25 protein-coding genes are annotated in these 20,756 nt (G+C 44.5%); 1 reads left to right on the plus strand and 24 read right to left on the minus strand.

Annotated features, from left to right (window positions below; translation table 11 throughout):
* Positions 1-72: 72 nt before the first annotated feature.
* The 23 genes from LCM10_RS07200 to LCM10_RS07310 all read right to left on the minus strand — a co-directional run bounded on the left by LCM10_RS07200 (position 73) and on the right by LCM10_RS07310 (position 19,087).
* Complete coding sequence (locus tag LCM10_RS07200) at positions 73-906, minus strand: TlyA family RNA methyltransferase (RefSeq protein ID WP_224875459.1); 834 nt, start codon at positions 904-906, stop codon at positions 73-75.
* Between the two features lie 7 nt (positions 907-913).
* Positions 914-2,806 (minus strand): 1-deoxy-D-xylulose-5-phosphate synthase, encoded by a 1,893-nt coding sequence (gene dxs, locus LCM10_RS07205; protein WP_224875460.1) that lies wholly within the window; start codon positions 2,804-2,806, stop codon positions 914-916.
* Positions 2,807-2,837: 31 nt separating this feature from the next.
* Entirely contained in the window at positions 2,838-3,449 is a 612-nt protein-coding gene (locus tag LCM10_RS07210) for a hypothetical protein (RefSeq protein ID WP_224875461.1), read from the minus strand.
* Positions 3,450-4,155: 706 nt separating this feature from the next.
* Entirely contained in the window at positions 4,156-5,046 is an 891-nt protein-coding gene (locus tag LCM10_RS07215) for a polyprenyl synthetase family protein (RefSeq protein WP_412103368.1), read from the minus strand.
* A 3-nt stretch (positions 5,047-5,049) separates the two neighbouring features.
* A complete protein-coding gene (gene xseB / locus LCM10_RS07220; RefSeq protein WP_224875462.1) occupies positions 5,050-5,283 on the minus strand; it encodes an exodeoxyribonuclease VII small subunit in 234 nt (77 codons plus the stop codon).
* Positions 5,267-6,637 carry an exodeoxyribonuclease VII large subunit gene (gene xseA / locus LCM10_RS07225; protein ID WP_224875463.1) on the minus strand — a complete coding sequence of 457 codons (1,371 nt, stop codon included), beginning with the start codon at positions 6,635-6,637 and terminating at the stop codon, positions 5,267-5,269. The genes xseB and xseA overlap by 17 nt, the downstream gene beginning before the upstream one ends.
* 113 nt (positions 6,638-6,750) lie before the next feature.
* On the minus strand, positions 6,751-7,617 hold the full coding sequence (gene folD / locus LCM10_RS07230; RefSeq protein WP_224875464.1) for a bifunctional methylenetetrahydrofolate dehydrogenase/methenyltetrahydrofolate cyclohydrolase FolD: 867 nt from the start codon (positions 7,615-7,617) through the stop codon (positions 6,751-6,753).
* 20 nt (positions 7,618-7,637) lie between these two features.
* The gene (gene nusB / locus LCM10_RS07235; RefSeq protein ID WP_224875465.1) at positions 7,638-8,021 is read right to left on the minus strand and encodes a transcription antitermination factor NusB; all 384 of its coding nucleotides are present in this window, start codon (positions 8,019-8,021) and stop codon (positions 7,638-7,640) included.
* A gap of 289 nt (positions 8,022-8,310) precedes the next feature.
* On the minus strand, positions 8,311-8,721 hold the full coding sequence (locus LCM10_RS07240) for an Asp23/Gls24 family envelope stress response protein (RefSeq protein ID WP_224875466.1): 411 nt from the start codon (positions 8,719-8,721) through the stop codon (positions 8,311-8,313).
* Between the two features lie 23 nt (positions 8,722-8,744).
* A complete protein-coding gene (gene accC, locus LCM10_RS07245) occupies positions 8,745-10,097 on the minus strand; it encodes an acetyl-CoA carboxylase biotin carboxylase subunit (RefSeq protein WP_224875467.1) in 1,353 nt (450 codons plus the stop codon).
* 14 nt (positions 10,098-10,111) lie between these two features.
* Positions 10,112-10,612, minus strand: coding sequence for an acetyl-CoA carboxylase biotin carboxyl carrier protein (gene accB, locus LCM10_RS07250; RefSeq protein WP_224875468.1), 501 nt, complete (start codon positions 10,610-10,612; stop codon positions 10,112-10,114).
* A gap of 302 nt (positions 10,613-10,914) precedes the next feature.
* Positions 10,915-11,472 (minus strand): SpoIIIAH-like family protein, encoded by a 558-nt coding sequence (locus LCM10_RS07255; RefSeq protein ID WP_224875469.1) that lies wholly within the window; start codon positions 11,470-11,472, stop codon positions 10,915-10,917.
* A gap of 14 nt (positions 11,473-11,486) precedes the next feature.
* Positions 11,487-12,137: a stage III sporulation protein AG gene (gene spoIIIAG, locus LCM10_RS07260; RefSeq protein ID WP_224875470.1), complete on the minus strand. Its 651-nt coding sequence runs from the start codon at positions 12,135-12,137 to the stop codon at positions 11,487-11,489.
* The gene (spoIIIAF, locus tag LCM10_RS07265) at positions 12,127-12,747 is read right to left on the minus strand and encodes a stage III sporulation protein AF (RefSeq protein WP_224875471.1); all 621 of its coding nucleotides are present in this window, start codon (positions 12,745-12,747) and stop codon (positions 12,127-12,129) included. The genes spoIIIAG and spoIIIAF overlap by 11 nt, the downstream gene beginning before the upstream one ends.
* A gap of 13 nt (positions 12,748-12,760) precedes the next feature.
* The gene (spoIIIAE, locus tag LCM10_RS07270; protein ID WP_263621381.1) at positions 12,761-13,954 is read right to left on the minus strand and encodes a stage III sporulation protein AE; all 1,194 of its coding nucleotides are present in this window, start codon (positions 13,952-13,954) and stop codon (positions 12,761-12,763) included.
* 23 nt (positions 13,955-13,977) lie between these two features.
* Positions 13,978-14,370: a stage III sporulation protein AD gene (gene spoIIIAD / locus LCM10_RS07275; protein WP_224875657.1), complete on the minus strand. Its 393-nt coding sequence runs from the start codon at positions 14,368-14,370 to the stop codon at positions 13,978-13,980.
* A 14-nt stretch (positions 14,371-14,384) separates the two neighbouring features.
* On the minus strand, positions 14,385-14,591 hold the full coding sequence (gene spoIIIAC, locus LCM10_RS07280; protein WP_224875472.1) for a stage III sporulation protein AC: 207 nt from the start codon (positions 14,589-14,591) through the stop codon (positions 14,385-14,387).
* A 71-nt stretch (positions 14,592-14,662) separates the two neighbouring features.
* Positions 14,663-15,178 carry a stage III sporulation protein SpoIIIAB gene (spoIIIAB, locus tag LCM10_RS07285; RefSeq protein ID WP_224875473.1) on the minus strand — a complete coding sequence of 172 codons (516 nt, stop codon included), beginning with the start codon at positions 15,176-15,178 and terminating at the stop codon, positions 14,663-14,665.
* Positions 15,179-16,102: a stage III sporulation protein AA gene (gene spoIIIAA, locus LCM10_RS07290; protein WP_224875474.1), complete on the minus strand. Its 924-nt coding sequence runs from the start codon at positions 16,100-16,102 to the stop codon at positions 15,179-15,181.
* 220 nt (positions 16,103-16,322) lie between these two features.
* Positions 16,323-16,880 (minus strand): elongation factor P, encoded by a 558-nt coding sequence (efp, locus tag LCM10_RS07295; RefSeq protein ID WP_224875475.1) that lies wholly within the window; start codon positions 16,878-16,880, stop codon positions 16,323-16,325.
* Between the two features lie 39 nt (positions 16,881-16,919).
* Complete coding sequence (locus LCM10_RS07300) at positions 16,920-17,984, minus strand: M24 family metallopeptidase (protein WP_224875476.1); 1,065 nt, start codon at positions 17,982-17,984, stop codon at positions 16,920-16,922.
* 4 nt (positions 17,985-17,988) lie between these two features.
* The gene (aroQ, locus tag LCM10_RS07305) at positions 17,989-18,435 is read right to left on the minus strand and encodes a type II 3-dehydroquinate dehydratase (RefSeq protein ID WP_224875477.1); all 447 of its coding nucleotides are present in this window, start codon (positions 18,433-18,435) and stop codon (positions 17,989-17,991) included.
* Between the two features lie 91 nt (positions 18,436-18,526).
* Positions 18,527-19,087 carry a YqhR family membrane protein gene (locus LCM10_RS07310; RefSeq protein ID WP_224875478.1) on the minus strand — a complete coding sequence of 187 codons (561 nt, stop codon included), beginning with the start codon at positions 19,085-19,087 and terminating at the stop codon, positions 18,527-18,529.
* A 302-nt stretch (positions 19,088-19,389) separates the two neighbouring features.
* Here LCM10_RS07310 and LCM10_RS07315 point away from each other — a divergent pair, with 302 nt between their 5' ends.
* On the plus strand, positions 19,390-19,770 hold the full coding sequence (locus LCM10_RS07315) for an SA1362 family protein (protein WP_224875479.1): 381 nt from the start codon (positions 19,390-19,392) through the stop codon (positions 19,768-19,770).
* Positions 19,771-19,795: 25 nt separating this feature from the next.
* Here LCM10_RS07315 and LCM10_RS07320 read toward each other — a convergent pair whose 3' ends face one another.
* The gene (locus tag LCM10_RS07320; RefSeq protein ID WP_224875480.1) at positions 19,796-20,677 is read right to left on the minus strand and encodes a patatin-like phospholipase family protein; all 882 of its coding nucleotides are present in this window, start codon (positions 20,675-20,677) and stop codon (positions 19,796-19,798) included.
* Between the last annotated feature and the right edge of the window lie 79 nt (positions 20,678-20,756).

Raw genomic sequence — 20,756 nt, forward strand, 5'->3', positions numbered from 1 at the left:
GTGTACCCCTTTTCACATAAGACCCTTTGGCCATAAAAAATAGACTGCCCCCAACAGGAGCAGTCCGGACGTTTATTGGTTGGGGGCCTTGAATTGACTGTGCGCCTCTTCTATCACTTCTTGAGGGGTGACGGTCAAAAGTGATTTCCCATCATCATCCATCCCCGTCCAACGGATATGGATAAGGAATTCGATATTGCCGTCTCCTCCGGTGATCGGGGAATAGGATAGTCCATGGATCGCGTATCCTTCCCTGACGGCCAAATCCATGATCTTCTCGATGACTGCATGATGAACCTTAGGGTCGCGTACAATCCCTTTCTTACCGACCTGTTCCTTTCCGGCTTCGAATTGTGGCTTGATGAGCGCGACGCAATCTCCGCCTGGTACCAACAGGGTCTTCAGTACAGGAAGGATCAGTGAAAGCGAGATGAAAGAGACATCGATCGATGCAAAGGCAGGCATCTCACCCGGCAGATCGGCTGGGGTCACATACCTGAAATTAGTTCTTTCCATCACAACAACCCGTTCATCCTGTCTTAGCTTCCAGGCTAATTGGTTATAGCCGACATCGATCGCATAGGACTTCACTGCTCCATTTTGGAGGGCGCAGTCTGTGAATCCACCAGTGGAAGAACCGATGTCGATCATGACTTTATCCTTTACATCAAGATCGAAAACCTTCAAAGCCTTTTCAAGCTTCAGTCCCCCACGGCTAACGTATGGCATCATCTTACCTTTGATGGTCAGCTCGGCATCCTCATTCACCTTTTCTCCGGGTTTATCGAGCCTTTCCTCATTTGAGTAGACAAGGCCGGCCATGATCGCCCTTTTCGCTTTTTCCCTTGTTTCAATAAGTCCTCTTTCAACTAAGAGGACGTCCAGTCGTTGTTTTTTTACCTTCATAAATTTGTTAAGCCCTCTTTTGTTTATTTGGAGTGATTGTCAGGATCCGGTCCATGACATTTTCTTTCGTCATGCCGATTTCGTTCAATAATTCCTTCACACTTCCATGTTCGATGAAATAATCAGGGATTCCAATTCGGTCGATGACTGCATCCCTGTACCCATTTTCTTGAGCGAATTCCAGAACTGCGCTCCCGAATCCACCTTGAAGGACCGCTTCTTCGATCGTAAGGACAGGCATGCTTTGTTCAAAGATGGACTTTAGCATTTCTTCATCCATCGGCTTGATGAACCTAGCATTGACCACCCGCACGGAAACCCCTTGTTCCTCAAGGTCATTTGCGGCTTGGAGTGCCATAGGTATCGTTGTGCCGAATGTCAGGACTGTCACGTCATCCCCGTCTTTTAGTGTTTCCCACTTCCCGATCGGAATCGTCTTTAATGACCCATCCATCGGTACTCCATAACCATTCCCTCTAGGATATCGAAGTGCAATCGGTCCGTCATTGTATTGTAATGCCGTATTGACTAAATGCTGGCCTTCATTCTCATCTTTCGGCATCATGATGACGATGTTTGGCAGATGCCTTAAGAAGGCGATATCGAATACACCTTGATGGGTTTCCCCGTCGGCTCCGACCAGACCCGCACGATCGATCCCGATGAATACATTCAAGTTTTGCCTGCAAATGTCATGCACCACTTGATCATACGCCCTTTGCAGGAATGTAGAGTAGATGGCGAGGAATGGCTTCATATTCTGGGTAGCAAGCCCGGCGGCAACGGTGGCGGCATGTTGTTCCGCGATCCCCACGTCGAACATGCGGTCCGGGAATTCTTCAGCAAAGCCCAACAGTTTGGATCCCACCGGCATCGCCGGTGTAATGGCTACAACCCTTTCGTCTGTCCTGGCAATCTTCCTTACCGTCTCACTTACAAGTCCACTCCATGATGGAGGTGCATTGATCGGTTTGATCAGATCACCTGTATCAATCTTATATGGGCCGGTTCCATGCCAGTCGCCTTTTTTATCAGACTCTGCCGGATGGAACCCCTTCCCTTTCTTCGTTATGACGTGTAGAAGCACAGGTCCCTTGGTTTTCTTTGCGTATTGGATATTTTCTTCCAATTCTTCGAAGTCATGGCCATCGATTGGGCCAAGATAAGTGAAACCGAGTTCTTCAAAGAACATCCCGGAGACAAACAGATACTTCAGGCTGTCCTTTACCCTTTCAGCCGTGCTAGCAAGTTTCCCGCCTACTGCCGGGATTCTTTTGAGGATATACTCCAACTCATCTTTTACCCAATTATATTTTCCTGCGGTGCGGAGCCTGCCAAGAACACTATGCAATGCGCCTACATTCGGGGCGATGGACATTTCGTTATCGTTCAGTACGACAATCATGTCCTTCTTTTCGTGACCGATGTGATTCAGCGCTTCCAAAGCCATTCCACCTGTCAAGGCACCGTCGCCGATGACAGGGATGATGAAGGACTTTTCTTTTTTCACATCACGCGCGATTGCCATCCCCATTGCAGCGGAAAGGGAGGTGGAACTATGCCCCGTTTCCCATACATCATGTTCGCTTTCTGATTTTTTAGGAAATCCACACAAGCCTTTATACTGACGCAATGTATCAAACTGACAAGCCCGACCGGTCAAGATCTTATGTACATAGGACTGATGCCCTACATCCCAAATTATTTTATCAACAGGACTATTGAAATGTTTATGAAGGGCGACCGTCAACTCCACGACACCCAAATTCGGACCAATATGACCCCCAGTTTTAGATAAATTCTTAATCAGAAACTGGCGTATCTCTTGACTGAGCTCTTCTAATTGCTTATTACTAAGGGTCTTTAGGAAAGAAGGCTCCTTTATTGATAATAAATCCATTGGGTCCACTCGCTTTCATGACTAAAATAGTTTATTTATCGGATTTTCGCTTTTTCTTCTTTTGATCCTTTTTATCACTTATCAACACGATATGAAATCGATCTTCAACAAATTGAAGAACGGTACCGACTCTAAATATTATATCCTTTGAGTAAGTTATCGCAAACGTTTTCCCCAGTGCCTTGCCACCAACGGTAAGGGCGGCGATGATGCTGGTCAGCGTTACGCTTACGACATACTCTTTAAGGGATCCGCCTTCCAATTGAAAGGAAACCGCCAACTGAATGATGACAATAGCAGAAGCCGTCCCGCTGATGATTCCCGAAATATCGCCGATCACATCGTTACAGAAACTTGCAAATCGATCGGCATTACGGACGATGCGAATGGAATACTTTGCTCCGTATACCTTCTTTGCCGCCATTGAGTGGAATGGTGTCTCATCCGCAGCTGTCGCAGCAATTCCAAGCATATCAAAGAAAATACCGATGCAAACGATGAGAAGGACCACTAAAAGCCCTGTTCCCCAAGCTACTCCATTAAGTACCATATTTGATGTAACTGAAAAAATAGCCGCTAACACTAATGTGATAACGGCAATACTGACACTCCATTTTATTGAGTTTTTCAATGTATCATTCATTATCGTCTACACACACCGTTTCTACTGTGTAAATATATCGTTTGTGTACTATGTAATTGGATGGTCATATAGAGAGTAAAAATTGCAGCTTAGGTCCAGTAGGTTTTCCCAATCAGGTACCGGATGTTGCCATACCGGCGGTTTCCCTTTAAACCCGACTTAGCCGCGTCACCACAAGCTAGACTGGATTACCACTTAGTCCGCACTATAATCCTCAATATATGTCCAATGAACAGTCTAGGAGTTTTCCTCAACAATCCTTAACACAATCCTTAGCCTCTTTTGCAAAGAGGATTTCATATGGACGAAAAAGCACATATCAATGGCCAACTGATGTGTACTTTGTAACCATAATCCCCTCTCTCTTCACTCAAGGCAGGCTACGCTGCTAGTGATTATTACAATCACGATCGCAGGTTCATACTCTGTACTTATTGCACATGCATTATGCCAGCGTAAGATACAGAGCCTCCGCGGCTTGCGGGTCAACGCCCACATGCCATTGTGGATCGCCCTCAAGCCTTACTCCCAGATATGACCCAAAGCTGGGCGCCTCAAGCCAAGTCCAGGAACTTCATCGATGTGCCCTTTAGTGGATTTTTAGGCCCACCTTCAGGATTGGTGGATTGACTAGAATACTGCACCACCCAAATGTTTATATCTGTATTATATCATATTTTATGATTTCCTCAAATAATTATGAACCCTAATGGTTACGATTGACAATGAGATGTGAAATTTGCTTCAGTAATGACACATCCATCTCCAGGCCATTCAGCGATTGAAGTGCTTCATCTAAATGGTAGTGTAGTTTATCCTTAGCCCCAGCCATAGTCAACAGTCCCGGATAGGTGCTTTTTTTCTTGGATTCATCACTTCCGACAGGTTTGCCGATCAGTTCTTCATCCCCTTCGATATCGAGGATGTCATCCTGGATCTGGAATGCCAATCCGATATGGTAAGCATAATTTTCAAGCTGGGTCTGTTCCTTTTGTGTAGCCCCGGAAATGATTGCCCCGGCAAGCGCACTGAATACTAATAATCTCCCTGTTTTCCGGACATGGATCGACTCAAGTTCTTCCACTGTCAGCGTTTTGTCTTCCCCTTCGATATCAGCGACTTGTCCACCTACCATCCCCTCTGCCCCGGCACATTTCGCTAGCAAGGCCACTAGGTTGACTTTTTGTTCATTCAAGAGCAATGGATCTTCAGTGAGGATCTGGAAGCTAAGGGTTAAGAGCCCATCACCGGCAAGAATGGCCATGGCTTCGCCAAATACTTTGTGATTGGTTGGCTTTCCCCTCCTGAGATCATCGTCGTCCATAGAAGGAAGGTCATCATGGATAAGAGAATATGTATGGATCATTTCCAGTGCAGCGGCCGTTCTCATACCGAGGACGGGATCTTTTCCGTATCCTTCGATGACAGCCAATAGTAGGATCGGCCTGATCCTTTTACCGCCAGCCTTCAAAGAATACATCATGCTTTCCCTAATAGTGGATGGCAGACTCTTCTCATCGACATAACCGGTCATGATTTCTTCAATCTTCTTCTTGTATTTTTGCTGGAACACTTCCAGGTCAGCATGAAGGCTCACGTGCTACTCCTCCTCTTTGATTTCGAAGTCTTTTTCACCTTCATCCGTGATCATCTTGGTTAACTGATTCTCCGCTTTATTCAAGGTATCGTGACAATACTTGGATAGCTCCATCCCTTTTTGGTAGAACTGCAACGCTTTCTCTAGAGGGACTTCCCCTTCTTCCAATTTATCGACGATTTCCTCCAGTTGCTTCATTGCCTCTTCAAATGACAGCTCTTCATTCGTCTTTGCCATTATCAATTCGCTCCTTTATCGTATCTACTTCACATATTATTGCACCATCTTTGACACCGATTTCAAGTTTGTCCCCTCTTGAGACTTGTTGGGAGGATTTGACCAGCTCTCCATTGGGTCCATAGACAAGGCTATAACCCCTTTCCATGACCTTCAATGGGCTCAGTGCATCCAATGTTGAGATGATCGATTGAAACTTATTTGCTTTATCTTTAAGTACTCCCTTGAACTCTTTTTCCACTTGCTCCCGCAAGAACTTCACCCGGTCCTGCTGGATCTTAAGTGTAAAGGATGGGTGTACGCGCTCCAACCTTGAAACCAACACTTTCAGGGAATCCCTCTGTCTGGATATGTTCAAGGAAATATTTCTTTGCAACTGTTCCGTCAATCTGTCGACATGCTCGACCTTTTGTTGATACAACGTATGTGGGTTCCTTAATGCGTATGATTTCGTTAAGCCGTTGAGGCGATTTCGTTCAGATTGGAGTTTTGCCTTGAATGATTTAATCATCCTTAACTTACGGTTCATGATCCGTTCGAGCAGATCATCGATATGAGGCACCGCCAGTTCACCTGCTGCCGTCGGTGTCGGCGCCCTCAGATCGGCTACAAAATCTGCGATCGTGAAGTCCGTCTCATGTCCGACAGCGGAAATCACCGGTATTCGAGATTCGACAATCGCCCGTGCCACGATTTCTTCATTGAATGCCCAAAGCTCTTCAATGGAACCACCGCCGCGGCCCGTGATCAAGACATCGATACCCTTAGTTTCATTCGCTTTTTTTATGGCTCCCGCAATCGAACCGGCCGCCCGTTCACCTTGGACCAGGGCAGGGAAAATGAGGATTTCACCGATTGGATATCTTCTCTTGATCGTTGTAATGATATCCCTTATCGCGGCACCGGTCGGGGATGTAACGACTGCAATCCTGGAAGGGAACTTCGGGATCATCCTTTTTCTCGCTTGATCAAAGTAGCCGGCTTTATCAAGCTTTTCCTTTAATTGTTCATATGCAAGGTAAAGCTCACCGATTCCGTCCGGCTGCATCTCCTTTACATAAATCTGATATTGTCCACCAGCTTCATAAACGGAAATATCACCGCGTATCAGCACATTCATACCGCTTTCCGGCCTGAACTTGAGCTGTTGATTATGGCTTGAGAACATGACTGAAAGGATCCTTGCCCGGTCATCTTTCAATGTAAAGTACATATGTCCGCTTGAATGCTGTTTAAAGTTGGATATTTCTCCTCTGACAAACAAATTCGACAGATGGGGATCTTTATCGAATTTACGCTTTATGTATTTCGTCAGTGCTTGTACCGTTAAATATCTGGACTGATCCTGTTCCATACTCACCTTACTCCTTTAAAAACAGTTTCACCTTATTTTAGCATGCAGGAATACGTAAAGGGACAAGCTGGTATGCCGTCCCTTCTTAGTTGTTATCTATAGTCTACTATGTTTTATCCATTTTGGCGATTGACAAGCTGCCAGCGTGCAGACTTGACAGTGTTATACAGAAGCATGGTTATGGTCATCGGACCGACCCCTCCCGGCACAGGGGTAATTTTACCCGCAACTTCTTTTACTTCGTGGAAGTTGACATCCCCGCATAATTTCCCTTCCGCGTTTCTGTTCATTCCAACATCTATGACAACCGCTCCTTGTTTGACATCTTCAGCCCTGATCAAATCAGGCTTACCGACTGCTGAAACGAGGATATCCGCTTTCTTCGTGTACTCGGACAAGTTCGTTGTCTGTGAATGACAGTAGGTGACCGTCGCATCCCTGTTGAGGAAAAGGTGACCTGCAGGCTTGCCAACAATGTTACTTCTTCCAAGGATCACCACGTGCTTCCCTTTGATGTCGACATTTTCATACTCAAGCATCTTCATGATCCCGAGAGGTGTGCAAGAATAGAACGTATCTTGATTTGTCACCATCTTACCTATAGAGACGGGGTGAAATCCATCCACATCTTTAGAAGGTGAAATGGTTTCAATGATCGTAATGGGGTTGATGTGCTGGGGCAGTGGTAATTGCACCAGGATGCCATGGATGTCATCTCTTCCATTTAACTCTTCGATCTTAAGGACCAATTCATCCTGTGTTAAGGATTCTTCATAATGATATAACTCAGAATGAATCCCCAGCTCGCCGCACGCTTTTCTTTTCATTCGTACATACGTGCCCGAAGCATGGTTATCACCGACCAGAATCACGGCTAGTCCAGGAATCACATCCTCTGTTTTCAACTCATGGATCGTTTTCTTCAATTGTTCACGGTAATAGTTAGCAATGAGCCTGCCGTCAATGAGTTCCGCTGACATATCAAAAGCCCCTATCCTGGTTAAGATTGACTTACTTTAGAGAGTACGCCGTTCACAAATTTACTTGATTGATCATCGCCGAAAGTCTTCGCAATTTCAACCGCTTCATTAATGACGACTTTATCCGGAGCATCTTCTCCAAAAAGCAATTCAAATGTCCCGATTCGCAAAATATTCCGGTCCACTTTCGCAAGGCGGTCAAACGACCACTTCTCCAAGTTTTCTCTTATTATGCCGTCGATCTTCTCTTTATTTTCCATAAATCCTAGTACAAGCCCTTCCAAGAATGCATCCACTTCTTCTCCGTCAACAACATTCACTAATGCTTCCTGGGGTTCAATACCGCTCATATCTATTTGAAATAAAGCTTGTAAAGCTTTCTCACGAGCAACTCTTCTCTTCATGTCTTATTATTACTCCTTTAATCTTTGTCAATTTTCATACCTTTGATAATAGCATAAACCGATGTCGATACGCACGCAAATGGAGAAAAAATAATATTCTGAATAGATTGTGAGGCTTTGTTAACGAAGATTGATGATTCCATTTATTTCCACCTGCATTCTAAAGCGCTGACAAATAAAAATGAATCGTTTAAACACCGCTGCCATATTCCGAGAAAATACAACAATGTGTAGGAACAAGGTCAACAAAAAAAGAACGACCTATAAAGGCCGTTCCCTCAATCATTCCTTACATCTCTTCATCGATTTCTGCTTCGATGGTTTGGTTCTCAAACTGCACGCCCACGATATGGACGTTTACTTCATCTGCGTCAAGTGCCGTCATATTCGATAGGGCTTGACGGATGTTATCCTGGATCTTTTGTGCAACGGTAGGAATTGAGACTCCGAATTTCATGATGCAATAGACATCAATGATGATTCCTTCTTCTGCAAGCTCCACCTTTACACCTTTACCGTGGTTCTTCTTTCCAAGACGCTCGACTACACCTGTTGCAAAGCTTCCTCGCATTTGGGATACACCCTCTACTTCCGATGCTGCGATTCCTGCAATCACTTCTATTACTTCAGGTGCGATTTCAATCTTCCCAAGGCCGTCTTTACCGTGAGACATTTGTAAAAGGTTTTGATTTTCCGCCATGTCTGGCACCTCCTGAATTCACACTAGGATTTCATTACTTCGTATTTTTCCAAGAACTTCGTATTGAATTCTCCACCTACAAAGGTTTCATGTTCTAATAGTTTCAAATGGAACGGGATGGTTGTATGCACCCCTTCTACAACAAATTCACTCAGGGCACGTTTCATACGTGAAATCGCCTCTTCACGTGTCGCTCCATACGTGATGACTTTCGCAATCATACTATCATAATAAGGAGGGATCATATAACCAGGATATGCAGCAGAATCGACTCTTACGCCAAGTCCGCCTGGAGGAAGGTACATTTCGATCCTTCCTGCAGAAGGCATGAAGTTCTTTTCAGGGTTTTCTGCATTGATCCGGCATTCCATTGCCCATCCTGTGAAGGTGACTTCTTCCTGGGTAAGAGACAGTTTCTCACCAGAAGCCACTTTGATCTGTTCCTTGATCAAGTCCACTCCTGTCACCTGTTCCGTTACAGGATGCTCCACTTGGATACGAGTATTCATTTCCATGAAATAGAACGATTGATTGTTGTAGTCATAGATAAATTCTACCGTGCCTGCGCCTGTATAATCAACCGCTTGAGCTGCTTTTACTGCAGCTTCACCCATCTCGGCACGAATTTCTTCATTCAGTGCAGGTGATGGTGTTTCTTCGATCAGCTTTTGAAGACGGCGTTGAATCGTACAATCACGTTCCCCTAGGTGAATGACATTACCGAAATTGTCTGCAAGGACCTGGATCTCCACATGTCTGAAGTCCTCGATGAATTTTTCGATATAAACACCCGGATTACCGAAAGCGGTCATTGCTTCCTGTTGGGTGATGTTGACGCCTTTCACAAGCTCTTCCTGCGTTTTGGCAACGCGGATCCCTTTACCGCCTCCACCTGCCGTCGCCTTGATGATGACGGGATAGCCCATGGATTCAGCAAGCTTGACCGCGTCATCCGCGTCTTTCACGATTCCTTTCGAACCAGGGACGATCGGTACCCCTGCTTCGCGCATCGTTTCACGTGCCACGTCCTTCGTCCCCATTTTGGAGATGGCTTCCGGAGATGGTCCGATGAAGGTGATATTGCATTCACGACAAAGTTCAGCGAAATCGGAGTTTTCTGCAAGGAATCCATATCCAGGATGAATCCCATCGCAATCCGTTAACTTCGCAACGGAAATGATATTGGTAAAGTTCAAGTAACTGTCTTTTGAAGATGTAGGTCCGATGCAATATGCTTCGTCTGCAAGCTGTACATGCAACGCCTCTTTATCCGCTTCAGAATAAACAGCTACGCTTTCTATATCCATTTCGCGGCAAGCACGGATGATGCGAACCGCAATTTCTCCTCTATTGGCTATCAATACCTTTTTGATCATAAAGTTATCGCTCCTTATTCAGGTTTGACTAGGAATAACGGCTGTCCATATTCTACTAATTGACCGTCTTTAACCAGGATTTCTACTATTTCACCTTTCACTTCCGCTTCAATCTCGTTGAATAGCTTCATTGCTTCAACGATGCAGACAACTGAACTGTCATCCACTTTAGAGCCTACTTTCACGTAAGCATCACTATCAGGAGAAGAAGATTGGTAGAATGTTCCTACCATCGGAGAAGTGATTTTATGTAAGTTAGAATCATCAGCTTTCGCTTCTGCTGGCTTACTTTCTTCCGCTTGGGAAGGCGCAGCTTCTGCCTGTACAGGTGCTGGAGCTGGTGCCTGTTGCACGGCTTGTGGAGCAGGCTGTTGTACTTCTTGCTGAATGAATTGCGGTGCAGCTGCATTTTTCTTCAGTTCAATCTTGGAACCTTCATACTCATATGAAAACTCATCCACACTGGATTGATCGATGAGTTTGATGATTTCACGGATTTCTTGAATTTTTAACACGTTGGACACCCCTCTTATAGTTTGAAAAATTATGACTAACTACTAATATCATACGATAATACCTCGTATAAATTCAACATGTACTTAACGCCACATTTTTGAAGCGCATACATACTTCATTTCTATTTTAGCTCTTTTTTTCAAAAAAATAAAATAATACCTTTGTTTTTCGTGACGGTACTCTAGTTAAATATAGAACGGGGTGGCCGTGATATGTTGACAACTCAATAAAAAACAACCACTTGAGGGCAACGAAATAAAAAAGCAGCCCCTTTTGAAAGGACTGCTTTGGTTATATACAATTAGTTGGATGGTTGGAATTCCACTGCCACTGGCTTGACATTTCCTACTTCACTCATTACAAGGCGGATGATTTCGTTTGCATTGGCGGTTGTGTGCTCTTTATCCGTTTTCACGGTGATTCGGATGCTTTCCCCATTCGCTCTTACCAATGCATCGTCATAACCGATCGTCTTGATCGTTGTTTCCAACACGGACTCTGTCATTGCAAGTTCTCTCAAGTTTTCCATTTGTTCATATGCTGCACTTTTTTCTTCTGCAGATAATTCGGGATCTCCGACTTTTGCTTCTAATTCTTCACGAAGCTGCGCACGCTGATCTTCCACTTCCATTCTCATTGCTTCGAATACTTCGTTACCAGCTGAATCGGTTACGACTTCCACGTCACCGTTTGACATCGTTTCTTTATTGTCCCCTTCTTTCGCTTGTTTGCTTCCATCATTTTGCTCGGAGGCCATGTCTGTCACCTGTTGTGTCGGCGAAGTGATATAGTAAACCGAAAGTACAATCACAAGACTTAACATTGTTAAAAGCCAAACTGTTTGTTTTTTCAATAACATCTATTATTTCCCCCTTAATCTTTAGGTAGAACCGATACCCGATGAACCGGTACGTCCAGGACGCGGGTAACAGCTTCCAGTATCCATTTTTTGATTTGTATGTTATCGGCACCCTTTGCTACCACAAGGACTCCGCTGACTTTAGGTTTTCTGGTTTCACTGATGACAGGTACTTCCTTATCACCATCCCGGATGATCAGGATCTCGTTTTCGCTCGTTTTTTCTTCGATCGAGCGTTTCCCACCCTGTTTATCTTCTTCAGTGGTGCTTTGGGACTGGTTTTTTTCATTCTTTGTATACACCTTTTGTTCGGTCGCTTCTACATTTACGACAACGAGTGCATCACTGACGCCGACAATCTGGTCAAGCGCTTCCTTCAGCTGATTTTCATATTGATCCTCATAACCACGCATCGATGTGTCTTTTTTGTTATTCGTTCCGAATGCAGCGACACCTTCTTTATCCTCCGGAGTGACATCCCCGTTAACCGCGACACTTGGTTCACTTTTCCAGAGATCACTGATCAGCATGAAAGCGACCCCAAGCAGCAGGACAATCAGAAAGTACTGAAATTTCTTTCCTTTCTTGTTTTCAGGAGGTGATTGTGCATTTTCTTTCGACAACCATTCTTTTATGAGATTTACGGGTCCTTTACTAAAGTTCATTTTCGCTTCCCGCCCCTCCCTCGGCTATGATTATTTTTTCGGGTGAAAGGTTCCATTCTTTCGCTAACAAGGAGGCCATCTGGGATCCGTTATGATCTGTCTTTTTGACGAGTGTCTTTTCTCCCGTATCGATCTCCACATTCCTGACGGCTTCAATCGCTTGCCCCTCTTTAGCTGAAGAGAGGTACACCGTCACTTCTGTGATACTATCTGGGATGTTTTCCAAATCATCTGCTTTTACTACCACTTCTTCAATGACTTTTCCGTGTTCATCCATCAACTCCTTTTCAACTTGTTGTTTCATTTGGACAGCCATCTGTTCTAAAATATATGCACGTTGTGAGGCTTGTATTTCTTTTTTCTTCATTTCGATTAAATTTTCTACAGAATGATCTTGCGAAGATCCCTTCAGGTGGAAAGAGTCCACAATTGCGTCGACATCGGAAGTCATCAACTTTAATAAAGGCGTGAGAATGATGGTGATCAATAATAATCCCGTCACGATCTTCACATATTTTTGCATATTCGAACTGGGGAGGAGCATGTCAATGACGGTCGCCAACAGTACAAATACGATGATATTCGTAATCCATTCAGTCAGGAATGACATTGTATCTCCTCCTTTATCGAACCATCATGGTAATATTTCCGGCCGCAATGATGACGGTGATGCTTAAGAAGAACATGAAGGATACAATCGCAAGTGCCGCGAATACGTAGATGACACTTTTTGAAATCGTATCGAGGCATTCAATCACAGGACCTCCCCCAAGCGGTTGAAGAAGAGCGGCGGCCAGCTTGTAAATGAACGCGATCATCAGGATCTTGATGGCCGGGAAGGCGGCGATGATCAACACGATGGCCACCCCCGCAATCCCCACCGTATTCTTTAATAGGACTGAAGCACTGATGACTGTATCGGTGGCATCGGTGAACATCCGACCGATGACAGGGACAAAATTCCCGGTGATGAATTTGGCGGTACGGATTGTGATGCCATCCGTCACGGCAGCGGTTGCACCCTGGACGGAAATCACTCCAAGGAATACGGTCATGAAAACGCCGAGAAGCCCGATGCTCCAGGTTCTAAGTAAATTGGCAAGCTGGGTTACTTTATAATGCGGGGACAGTGTGCTTACGATGCTTAACAAAGCTGATAGGAACAATAGCGGCAAAACGACATTTTGTATCAATAAGCCGCTCGTATTCATCAAAAACAGGATGACCGGATGAAAAAATGCGGCGGATACAATTCCTCCCGATGCCGCGATCAAGGCGAGCAGCAAAGGAATCAAGGCGATGATGAAATTGATCATCGTCGAAATTGCTTCCTGCGTATAATCAATGGCAACATGAAAGCTGTTTAACGCAATGATGATCAATACCATAAAGATGATCCCATATGCGACCTTGCTTACATTTCCACTTTCAAATGCATTTTGGAGAGATTGAAGGAACATGCTCAAGATCGTCAGCAATATCAACGTCCCCAATAGCTTTCCGTTCATGACCAGCTCTTGAAAGGCAAACCTCAACACCCCACTGAACCAGGCTTTCATCGAGAATTCCTTTTCCCCTTGTATGAAATCCACCAAGCTCCCCTTTTGGCTCTCTGGAAGATACCCTCCATATTGATCGACGATGCTTGTCCAGAATTGTTTCAATTCATCGATCCCCAAGTCCTCTAGCTGGCTGTCCAGCACCTTTTGCTGCAGTCCCTTGTCTGCCTGTTGTTCACTGCCTTCTGCTTGTCCTATAGAGGCTCCAATGAAAAAGAATAATAGTGCTACGACGAGTATTCGGTATAATTGCTGCAATATTCCCACCTCTTCATCCTCTCTTACCCCGACGGAATCATATTGATGATTGTTTCAATGATTACAGTCAAGATCGGTACCGCCATGGCCAGTATCAAGATTTTCCCCGCAAGTTCCACCTTTGCAGCAATCGCCCCCTGACCGGCATCTTTCGTAATGTGAGACGCGAATTCCGCTATGTAGGCGATGCCGATGATTTTCAATATCGTTTCAACATATACGAGGTTCACATTTGCATTGGCCGCAAGCTTCTCAAGCATATGAATGATGGTGTAGATCTGGTCGATCAAGTATAGAAAGATGGAACATCCAACAAAGACGATGAGCAAAAAAGCAAAGTTCGGTTTCTGTTCTTTTACGATTAAAGCCAGAAACGTGGATACGAGGGCGATGCCGACAATTTGTATGATTTCAATCGCTGACTCCCCCTTTAACTTTGAAATAGGAACACTGATTTGATTTTTTGGAACAGATCATCCACGATTGATGCAACCATGAAGAGAATATAGATGAAGCCGAACAGTGTAACCCATTGTGCGTACTCTTTTTTCCCCACCTGATCCAAGATGGTGTGCAAGAAGGCGACAACGATCCCCACCCCAGCAATTTTAAATATGATATCTACATCGATTCCCATAATATTTCCCTCCTGATTTGTTAAATCAATCGCGCTGTGGCCGCACCGTTCGTGGATTCTTCTCTTCCGCCTTAAAGCAAGAGGATGATGAGGAGAAGGCCTGATAAAAAACCGAGGCTTTTTGTCATTTTTTCATACTTCCTTTGTTTCTCGACTGCCTCTATCTCTTCCCGATCCAAGTGTTTCAAGGCAAGATGAATATGTTTTTGTTGTGTGAACAGATCATGTTTACCGAGGTTTTCACCAAATTGTTTTAATATCTCAAATTCCCCTGACTTAAACGCGGTTAATTTCCATACTTCATCTAAGCTTTCTTCCCACGCTTGTTTCACCGAGATTTCCTTCTCTGTCAGTTTTTTCGAGAAGTTCTCAAAGAACCAAGAGACAGGCTTTTGAAGTTGTTTCGAGATTTTCCTTGTCGCCTCATGGAGGGGAGTGTGACTGTATGTTATTTCAGCTTCAAGGGACTGAAGGGCCACTTTGAGCATCCGAAGCTGCCTCGGTCTTTCCGTCAGATACTTGGATACTTCAAAGCCAGCCCATGAAGTAGAGAGAAGAATGAAGACGGCACCCAAGATTTTAATCATTTACCTCACACCCACTTTATTCATTAAAGATTCTCCACGGTCATTCCACACTTCCGACACTTGTCCAGGGTCTGTTCCCCTCTTTAATTCAATGTACCTCTCAATGCTCCGCAATCCGATGACTTCACTGATGACCGGTCTCTTCGTCACCTCTTTCAAGGTTGCTCCGTGAGTGGTCATGATCAGGGCAATGCCTGCGTTCACTGCTTCCTGAATGGCCTGGCCGTCTTCCGCACGTCCTATTTCATCTACAATCAAGACATCGGGACTCATCGACCGGATGAGCATCATCATCCCTTCCGCTTTAGGACAGGCATCGAGCACATCCACCCGTGGACCGAATAACAGTTGCGGGATCCCATTCACGCAGCCTGCAATCTCGGAGCGTTCATCAACAATCCCAACCTTGAAGGGAGGGACCCCCTTCTCCGGTATGCCTGATGAAATGATTCTCGCCAAGTCTCTGAGGAGGGTCGTCTTACCGGTTTGAGGCGAACCGATGATCATCGTATGTTTCCAGCTTCCATCGAATAGGTAGGGTATGAGTGGCTCGGCGATCCCGATCTTCTGCCTCGCAACACGAATGTTAAAGGAGGCCAGATGACGGATCCCCTTGACCGATCCCTTCTCTAAAATGACTTTTCCGGCCAGCCCCACCCTATGTCCCCCATCGATCGTGATGTATCCTCTCCTCAGTTCTTCTTCAAGGGTATAAAAGGAATGGTGAGATAATTTATTGATGAGCTGTTCACAGTCTTCCTGTGTAACCGTATATGGGAGGAAATGAGGAATCCCCCTTGCCGTGACTTCCAGTATCCGGTTCGTCCGGATTCTTATTTCCTCGGTAAGATCCAGGATGTTTTGTGGAAGTGAAAGGATTCTTTCAGATATAGAGCTGGGTAGCAGGGCTAGAACTTCTTGCATAAGAGTACCTCCTCTTCTGATTCCACCGGACTTGCCGCTTTAACTCACGACTCACGTACAAGCCTCCAGATAATACAATGTATTCTTCTGACAGGATAATATGACACAGAATTCAGAAGGTACGTCCCTCGTCACATTAACGTGATAAAGAATCAAGTGAACAAAAAAAGCCTGGACAGTTTGACCTGTCCAGGCTTTGAGGTGGTTCTTTCGTATGTGATTACCCGCGTGACACGTATGTCCCGTCAGTTGTGTTGATGACGAGTACGTCCCCTTCGTTCACGAAGAATGGTACGTTTACGACTAACCCTGTTTCAACCGTAGCCGGTTTAGACCCACCGGAAGCTGTATCTCCTTTGATGCCAGGCTCCGTTTCCGTTACAGTCAACTCAACCGTATTCGGAAGCTCAACTCCAAGCGTCTCACCTTCATACATCATGATTTGGACTTCCATGTTTTCTTTTAGGAACTTCAATTCATACTCGATTGATGCTGCTGGTAGTTCAATTTGCTCATAGCTCTCATTATCCATGAATACGTGCATGTCTCCATTCGCATACAGGTATTGCATTCTGCGATTATCAATCTGAGCTTTCGCCACTTTTTCACCTGCGCGGAACGTTTTTTCCTGCACGGCACCTGTGCGAAGATTACGAAGTTTAGAGCGGACAAATGCTGCCCCTTTTCCAGGCTTTACATGTTGGAAGTCCATAACTCTCCAAATTCCATTATCCACTTCGATTGTTAAACCTGTACGAAAATCATTTACTGAAATCATGTTTGTTCCTCCTATTGTCAATTAGACCTCTTACAAGGACTAAAATGGTAGAATGATTAGATCTTTAGTTGAGTGTGTCAATGTTTCGTTGGAATCCTCGGTGATGAGTGTATCGTCTTCAATACGCACACCGCCTACCCCAGGTACATACACTCCCGGTTCAACCGTTACAATCATACCAGGCTCGAGTACTACATCAGAACGTGTAGAAAGTCCCGGTCCTTCATGAACTTCAAGACCGATTCCATGTCCTAATGTATGTCCGAAGCACTCACCATAACCTTTATCTGTTATGTAATCGCGAGCAATCGCATCTGCTTCTTTCCCTGTCATCCCAGGCTTGATTTTTTCCATGGCAAGGAGCTGTGATTGAAGGACAACATCATAAATCTCCTTCAGCTTTTCACTTGGCTCCCCAACAGATAATGTACGAGTCATATCAGAACAATATCCTTTATAGTATGCACCATAATCCAATGTAACAAAATCACCTTTTTCGATGACTTTATCGCTTGCCACTCCATGAGGCAGTGCAGAGCGGGTCCCTGATGCCACGATGGTATCAAATGATGAAGAAGTTGCACCTGCTTTTCTCATGAAGAATTCCAATTCATTTGAAACTTCAAGCTCTGTCACACCCGGCTTGATAAAATCTAATATGTGCTTGAATGCCGCATCCGCTATGTCTGCCGCGTCCTTAATTATCTTAAGCTCTTCAGGAGTCTTAATCAAGCGTAACTTTTCAATAACACCGGACACAGGCACCAATTCCGCTTCCAAAAGCTTTTGATATCTTTCAAACGCACTATATGTCATATAATCCTTTTCAAATCCAAGCTTCTTGATCCCCAGCGCAGCGGCTTGTTTGGCCACTTCCTCCTGGATCGGGCCTTTATGCTGAACAATCTCATAATCGGAAGCTTGTTCCGCCGCTTGTTCTGTATATCGGAAATCCGTTATGAATAATGCTTTGTCAGCCGATATCAAGACCACCCCTGAAGAACCCGTGAAGTTCGTCATGTAACGTCTGTTGTATGTACTTGTGATCAAAATCCCGTCTATTCCGCTTTCAGAAAACGCGTTTCGCAGTCGTTCAATTTTCATCCCCTTACACTCTCCCTTTTATGTGATTAATAATTGCATTCAAGGCTAATTCATAACCATAAAGTCCTAAACCGACAATCTGTCCGGTCGTTACCGCCGCAATGACGGAGTGATGCCTGAAACTCTCCCGCTTATGGATATTGGAAATGTGAACTTCGATGACAGGCAGCGTCACAGAAGCAACCCCATCTCTCAGTGCATATGAATAATGGGTGAATGCCCCCGGGTTCAGTATGATCCCTCCATACCCTTCATCTTCAGCACTGTGGATATAGTCAATCAGCTCTCCCTCATGATTTGACTGAGCACATACCAGCTGATAGCCGTACGCTTCCGCCTGTTCCTTCAGCCCCGCCTCAAGCTGCTGAAGGGTCGTGTGACCATAGATTTCAGGTTCACGCTTTCCTAACCTATTAAGATTCGGGCCGTTTAGCAATAATATCTTTTTCATGATTAACCCCTAAAAAAATAGAATGTTCAACATGAACATTCTAACATAAACCTTTTGTGCATAACTACTAAATTATCTGATAACAGGGAGGTCACTGCACTACTTCGCCTGACTTTTCCTTCATTTCCTGATGTCTCAGCTCATTCTCTTCATACGAGATCGAGTAGCCAATGAAGACACCATATAGGATATAGATGCAGAAAGTGGTGATCAATGTATGGTAATCAGTGGCCGTCAGGGACTTCATGCTTGGAAATAAAGGTTTCAATATCAGAAATACAGCAAAAAACAAGACAATGCCATACCCTGCACCCACCCACATTGATTTGAATTTCCTAAGCAGTCCATAGTAAACGAGTGCCACCCCGATAGAAATGATCCCATAAGCCACGATCGAGAGAATGATTCCTATCCACTGTTCTTTCCAATCTCCGACCGCCCACGGTTCGAAGACGATATTCGGTTCGATCTTTGTGAAGGAAAAATAATACGAAAGGTACGCAACTGCACTCCACAGAAGGCCACCAATAAACCCCGTCAACACGACGATTGCAATGAAAGACATCGGCTTTTCGCTTTGGTTCTGCTCAAGGCTCGGGTTTGATTGGTCTCCTTTAATATCCTTCTCACTTTGTTTGTTATCTTCGGACATCTTTGAACACCTCCGCTCATAGTATGTCCCATTCCATAAAAAACTTTTGCATAAACTCCCTTTTTCTTCAACAATTGGTCGGTCATAACATTTCAGTTCACCAGTCTGGTTCTTTTTAAGAATTTTTAGTAAAATGTAGAGTATGGGAAGGTCGTAACTTCCCATATGAAGATGAAGATGAAGCTTTAAAAGTATTTCCCCTCTTCCCTTGGTATCATAAAAGGGAAATTGCACCCAAAAGAACGATTAAAATCCAAATTAATTGTCTAAAATAATGATATAAGGACCGAATTCGTAAGGAGGTGGCTTTGTTGAACGCTCGTAATATCATGATATATACCTTAATCATCTTAGCGGTCATTGGATTGGGATCTTGGCTAATGACAAATCCCCTGGGACTTCTCCGTAAGCTACTTGTAACAGCAGCCGTCGTTGGTGTCATCTATTTTATTTATCGGAAATGGTTCAGCCAAAAACGTGGTACTGGAAGCAACGAACAAAGAGCGTTTCTTAAAGCAGCCAAACAATCAAAGAAAAGGCTGAAGAAACGATCGGCAGGCAAGGCAAATAAACCTTCTGTTTCACCATTGACCAAGAAACGGACCAACCGTAGTAAATCGAGTGCAAATCTTACGGTCATTGAAGGAAAAAAGAATAAAAAAAACAATCGGGCTTCTTTTTGATGAGAGTCCGATTGTTTTTTATCTATTAATACGTCCACTTCTTCAGAAACTGTTCCCCCTGGTGCTTCCCCATCTGAAACAACTCTTCCTTACTATCATCAGAAAGTTCAAATTCAGTCGTCAAAACCCCTTTGGTAGGGATGAAAATGATATTCTTCTCATGCTTCCTTGATATATATCTCGCATCATGCGCATCTTTCATGGTCTGAAATAGTGCACTGTATAGTTCAATGGCATTGTTGATTTTATTTTTCGGCCGCTCCATGAAATCATGACTCAATTTCACACCGATCACCGGCCGTACTTTTTTCACATTTTCCCGGTCGAACAGCCACATCGGAAAATTACTGAGGACACCACCGTCCACCAGTAAACTGGTCCCCTCCAACGAACGGAGTTTAACAGGCTCAAAAAAATAAGGAAGGCTTGCACTCATTCTAATCGCTCGTGCAACAGGGAATGTCTCCGGGGGGACCCCGTATTTCTCCAGGTCGTCAGGTAATACAAGGAGTCTCCCATTGGAGATATCCGAAGCAATTACCCTCAAGGACTTATCAGGGAGATCTGCAAATGTATAAATTCCCCTTGCTTTAAGCTTTTGCTCAATCCACCTCTCAAGTGCCGCTCCTTTGTATAAACCCAAGCGATAATAGATTCGAAACCATTTTAAGAAGGGGATCGGAAGGACGGCATTCGAGTCCAATAAATGTCCAAGATCCATTTCTTCCATTATATCCTTTAACTCGCCGCTAGTGTATCCCGCTGCGACAAATGCCGCCACTATGGCACCTGCACTAGTCCCGGCCACTCTTTTGAAGCGTAAACCTTTTTCTTCGATCGCCTGGTAGGCACCTATCAAGGCGAGCCCCCTAACTCCTCCGCCAGAAAATACTCCATCGATGTCCACAGGCTCCACTCCTTCAAAGCTGTTTATACATCTTTAATTTAATTAATGGGGATTTAGAACAAAAAATACTGTGCCTATC

The organism is Rossellomorea aquimaris (genome assembly GCF_020171925.1).
GTDB lineage: Bacteria > Bacillota > Bacilli > Bacillales > Bacillaceae_B > Rossellomorea > Rossellomorea aquimaris_F.

What these genes read in the sequence shown, in the direction of transcription:
- aroQ (WP_224875477.1), bottom strand. Translation starts at nt 18,435, where the DNA reads ATGAAAAAGATATTATTGCTAAACGGCCCGAATCTTAATAGGTTAGGA.
- LCM10_RS07255 (WP_224875469.1), bottom strand. Translation starts at nt 11,472, where the DNA reads ATGTTATTGAAAAAACAAACAGTTTGGCTTTTAACAATGTTAAGTCTT.
- spoIIIAB (WP_224875473.1), bottom strand. Translation starts at nt 15,178, where the DNA reads ATGATTAAAATCTTGGGTGCCGTCTTCATTCTTCTCTCTACTTCATGG.
- LCM10_RS07310 (WP_224875478.1), bottom strand. Translation starts at nt 19,087, where the DNA reads ATGTCCGAAGATAACAAACAAAGTGAGAAGGATATTAAAGGAGACCAA.
- LCM10_RS07200 (WP_224875459.1), bottom strand. Translation starts at nt 906, where the DNA reads ATGAAGGTAAAAAAACAACGACTGGACGTCCTCTTAGTTGAAAGAGGA.
- xseA (WP_224875463.1), bottom strand. Translation starts at nt 6,637, where the DNA reads ATGGAACAGGATCAGTCCAGATATTTAACGGTACAAGCACTGACGAAA.
- LCM10_RS07300 (WP_224875476.1), bottom strand. Translation starts at nt 17,984, where the DNA reads ATGAAAATTGAACGACTGCGAAACGCGTTTTCTGAAAGCGGAATAGAC.
- LCM10_RS07240 (WP_224875466.1), bottom strand. Translation starts at nt 8,721, where the DNA reads ATGGCGGAAAATCAAAACCTTTTACAAATGTCTCACGGTAAAGACGGC.
- xseB (WP_224875462.1), bottom strand. Translation starts at nt 5,283, where the DNA reads ATGGCAAAGACGAATGAAGAGCTGTCATTTGAAGAGGCAATGAAGCAA.
- spoIIIAF (WP_224875471.1), bottom strand. Translation starts at nt 12,747, where the DNA reads ATGTCATTCCTGACTGAATGGATTACGAATATCATCGTATTTGTACTG.
- dxs (WP_224875460.1), bottom strand. Translation starts at nt 2,806, where the DNA reads ATGGATTTATTATCAATAAAGGAGCCTTCTTTCCTAAAGACCCTTAGT.
- nusB (WP_224875465.1), bottom strand. Translation starts at nt 8,021, where the DNA reads ATGAAGAGAAGAGTTGCTCGTGAGAAAGCTTTACAAGCTTTATTTCAA.
- LCM10_RS07210 (WP_224875461.1), bottom strand. Translation starts at nt 3,449, where the DNA reads ATGAATGATACATTGAAAAACTCAATAAAATGGAGTGTCAGTATTGCC.
- spoIIIAC (WP_224875472.1), bottom strand. Translation starts at nt 14,591, where the DNA reads ATGGGAATCGATGTAGATATCATATTTAAAATTGCTGGGGTGGGGATC.
- accC (WP_224875467.1), bottom strand. Translation starts at nt 10,097, where the DNA reads ATGATCAAAAAGGTATTGATAGCCAATAGAGGAGAAATTGCGGTTCGC.
- spoIIIAA (WP_224875474.1), bottom strand. Translation starts at nt 16,102, where the DNA reads ATGCAAGAAGTTCTAGCCCTGCTACCCAGCTCTATATCTGAAAGAATC.
- folD (WP_224875464.1), bottom strand. Translation starts at nt 7,617, where the DNA reads ATGTCAGCGGAACTCATTGACGGCAGGCTCATTGCTAACTATTACCGT.
- efp (WP_224875475.1), bottom strand. Translation starts at nt 16,880, where the DNA reads ATGATTTCAGTAAATGATTTTCGTACAGGTTTAACAATCGAAGTGGAT.
- spoIIIAG (WP_224875470.1), bottom strand. Translation starts at nt 12,137, where the DNA reads ATGAACTTTAGTAAAGGACCCGTAAATCTCATAAAAGAATGGTTGTCG.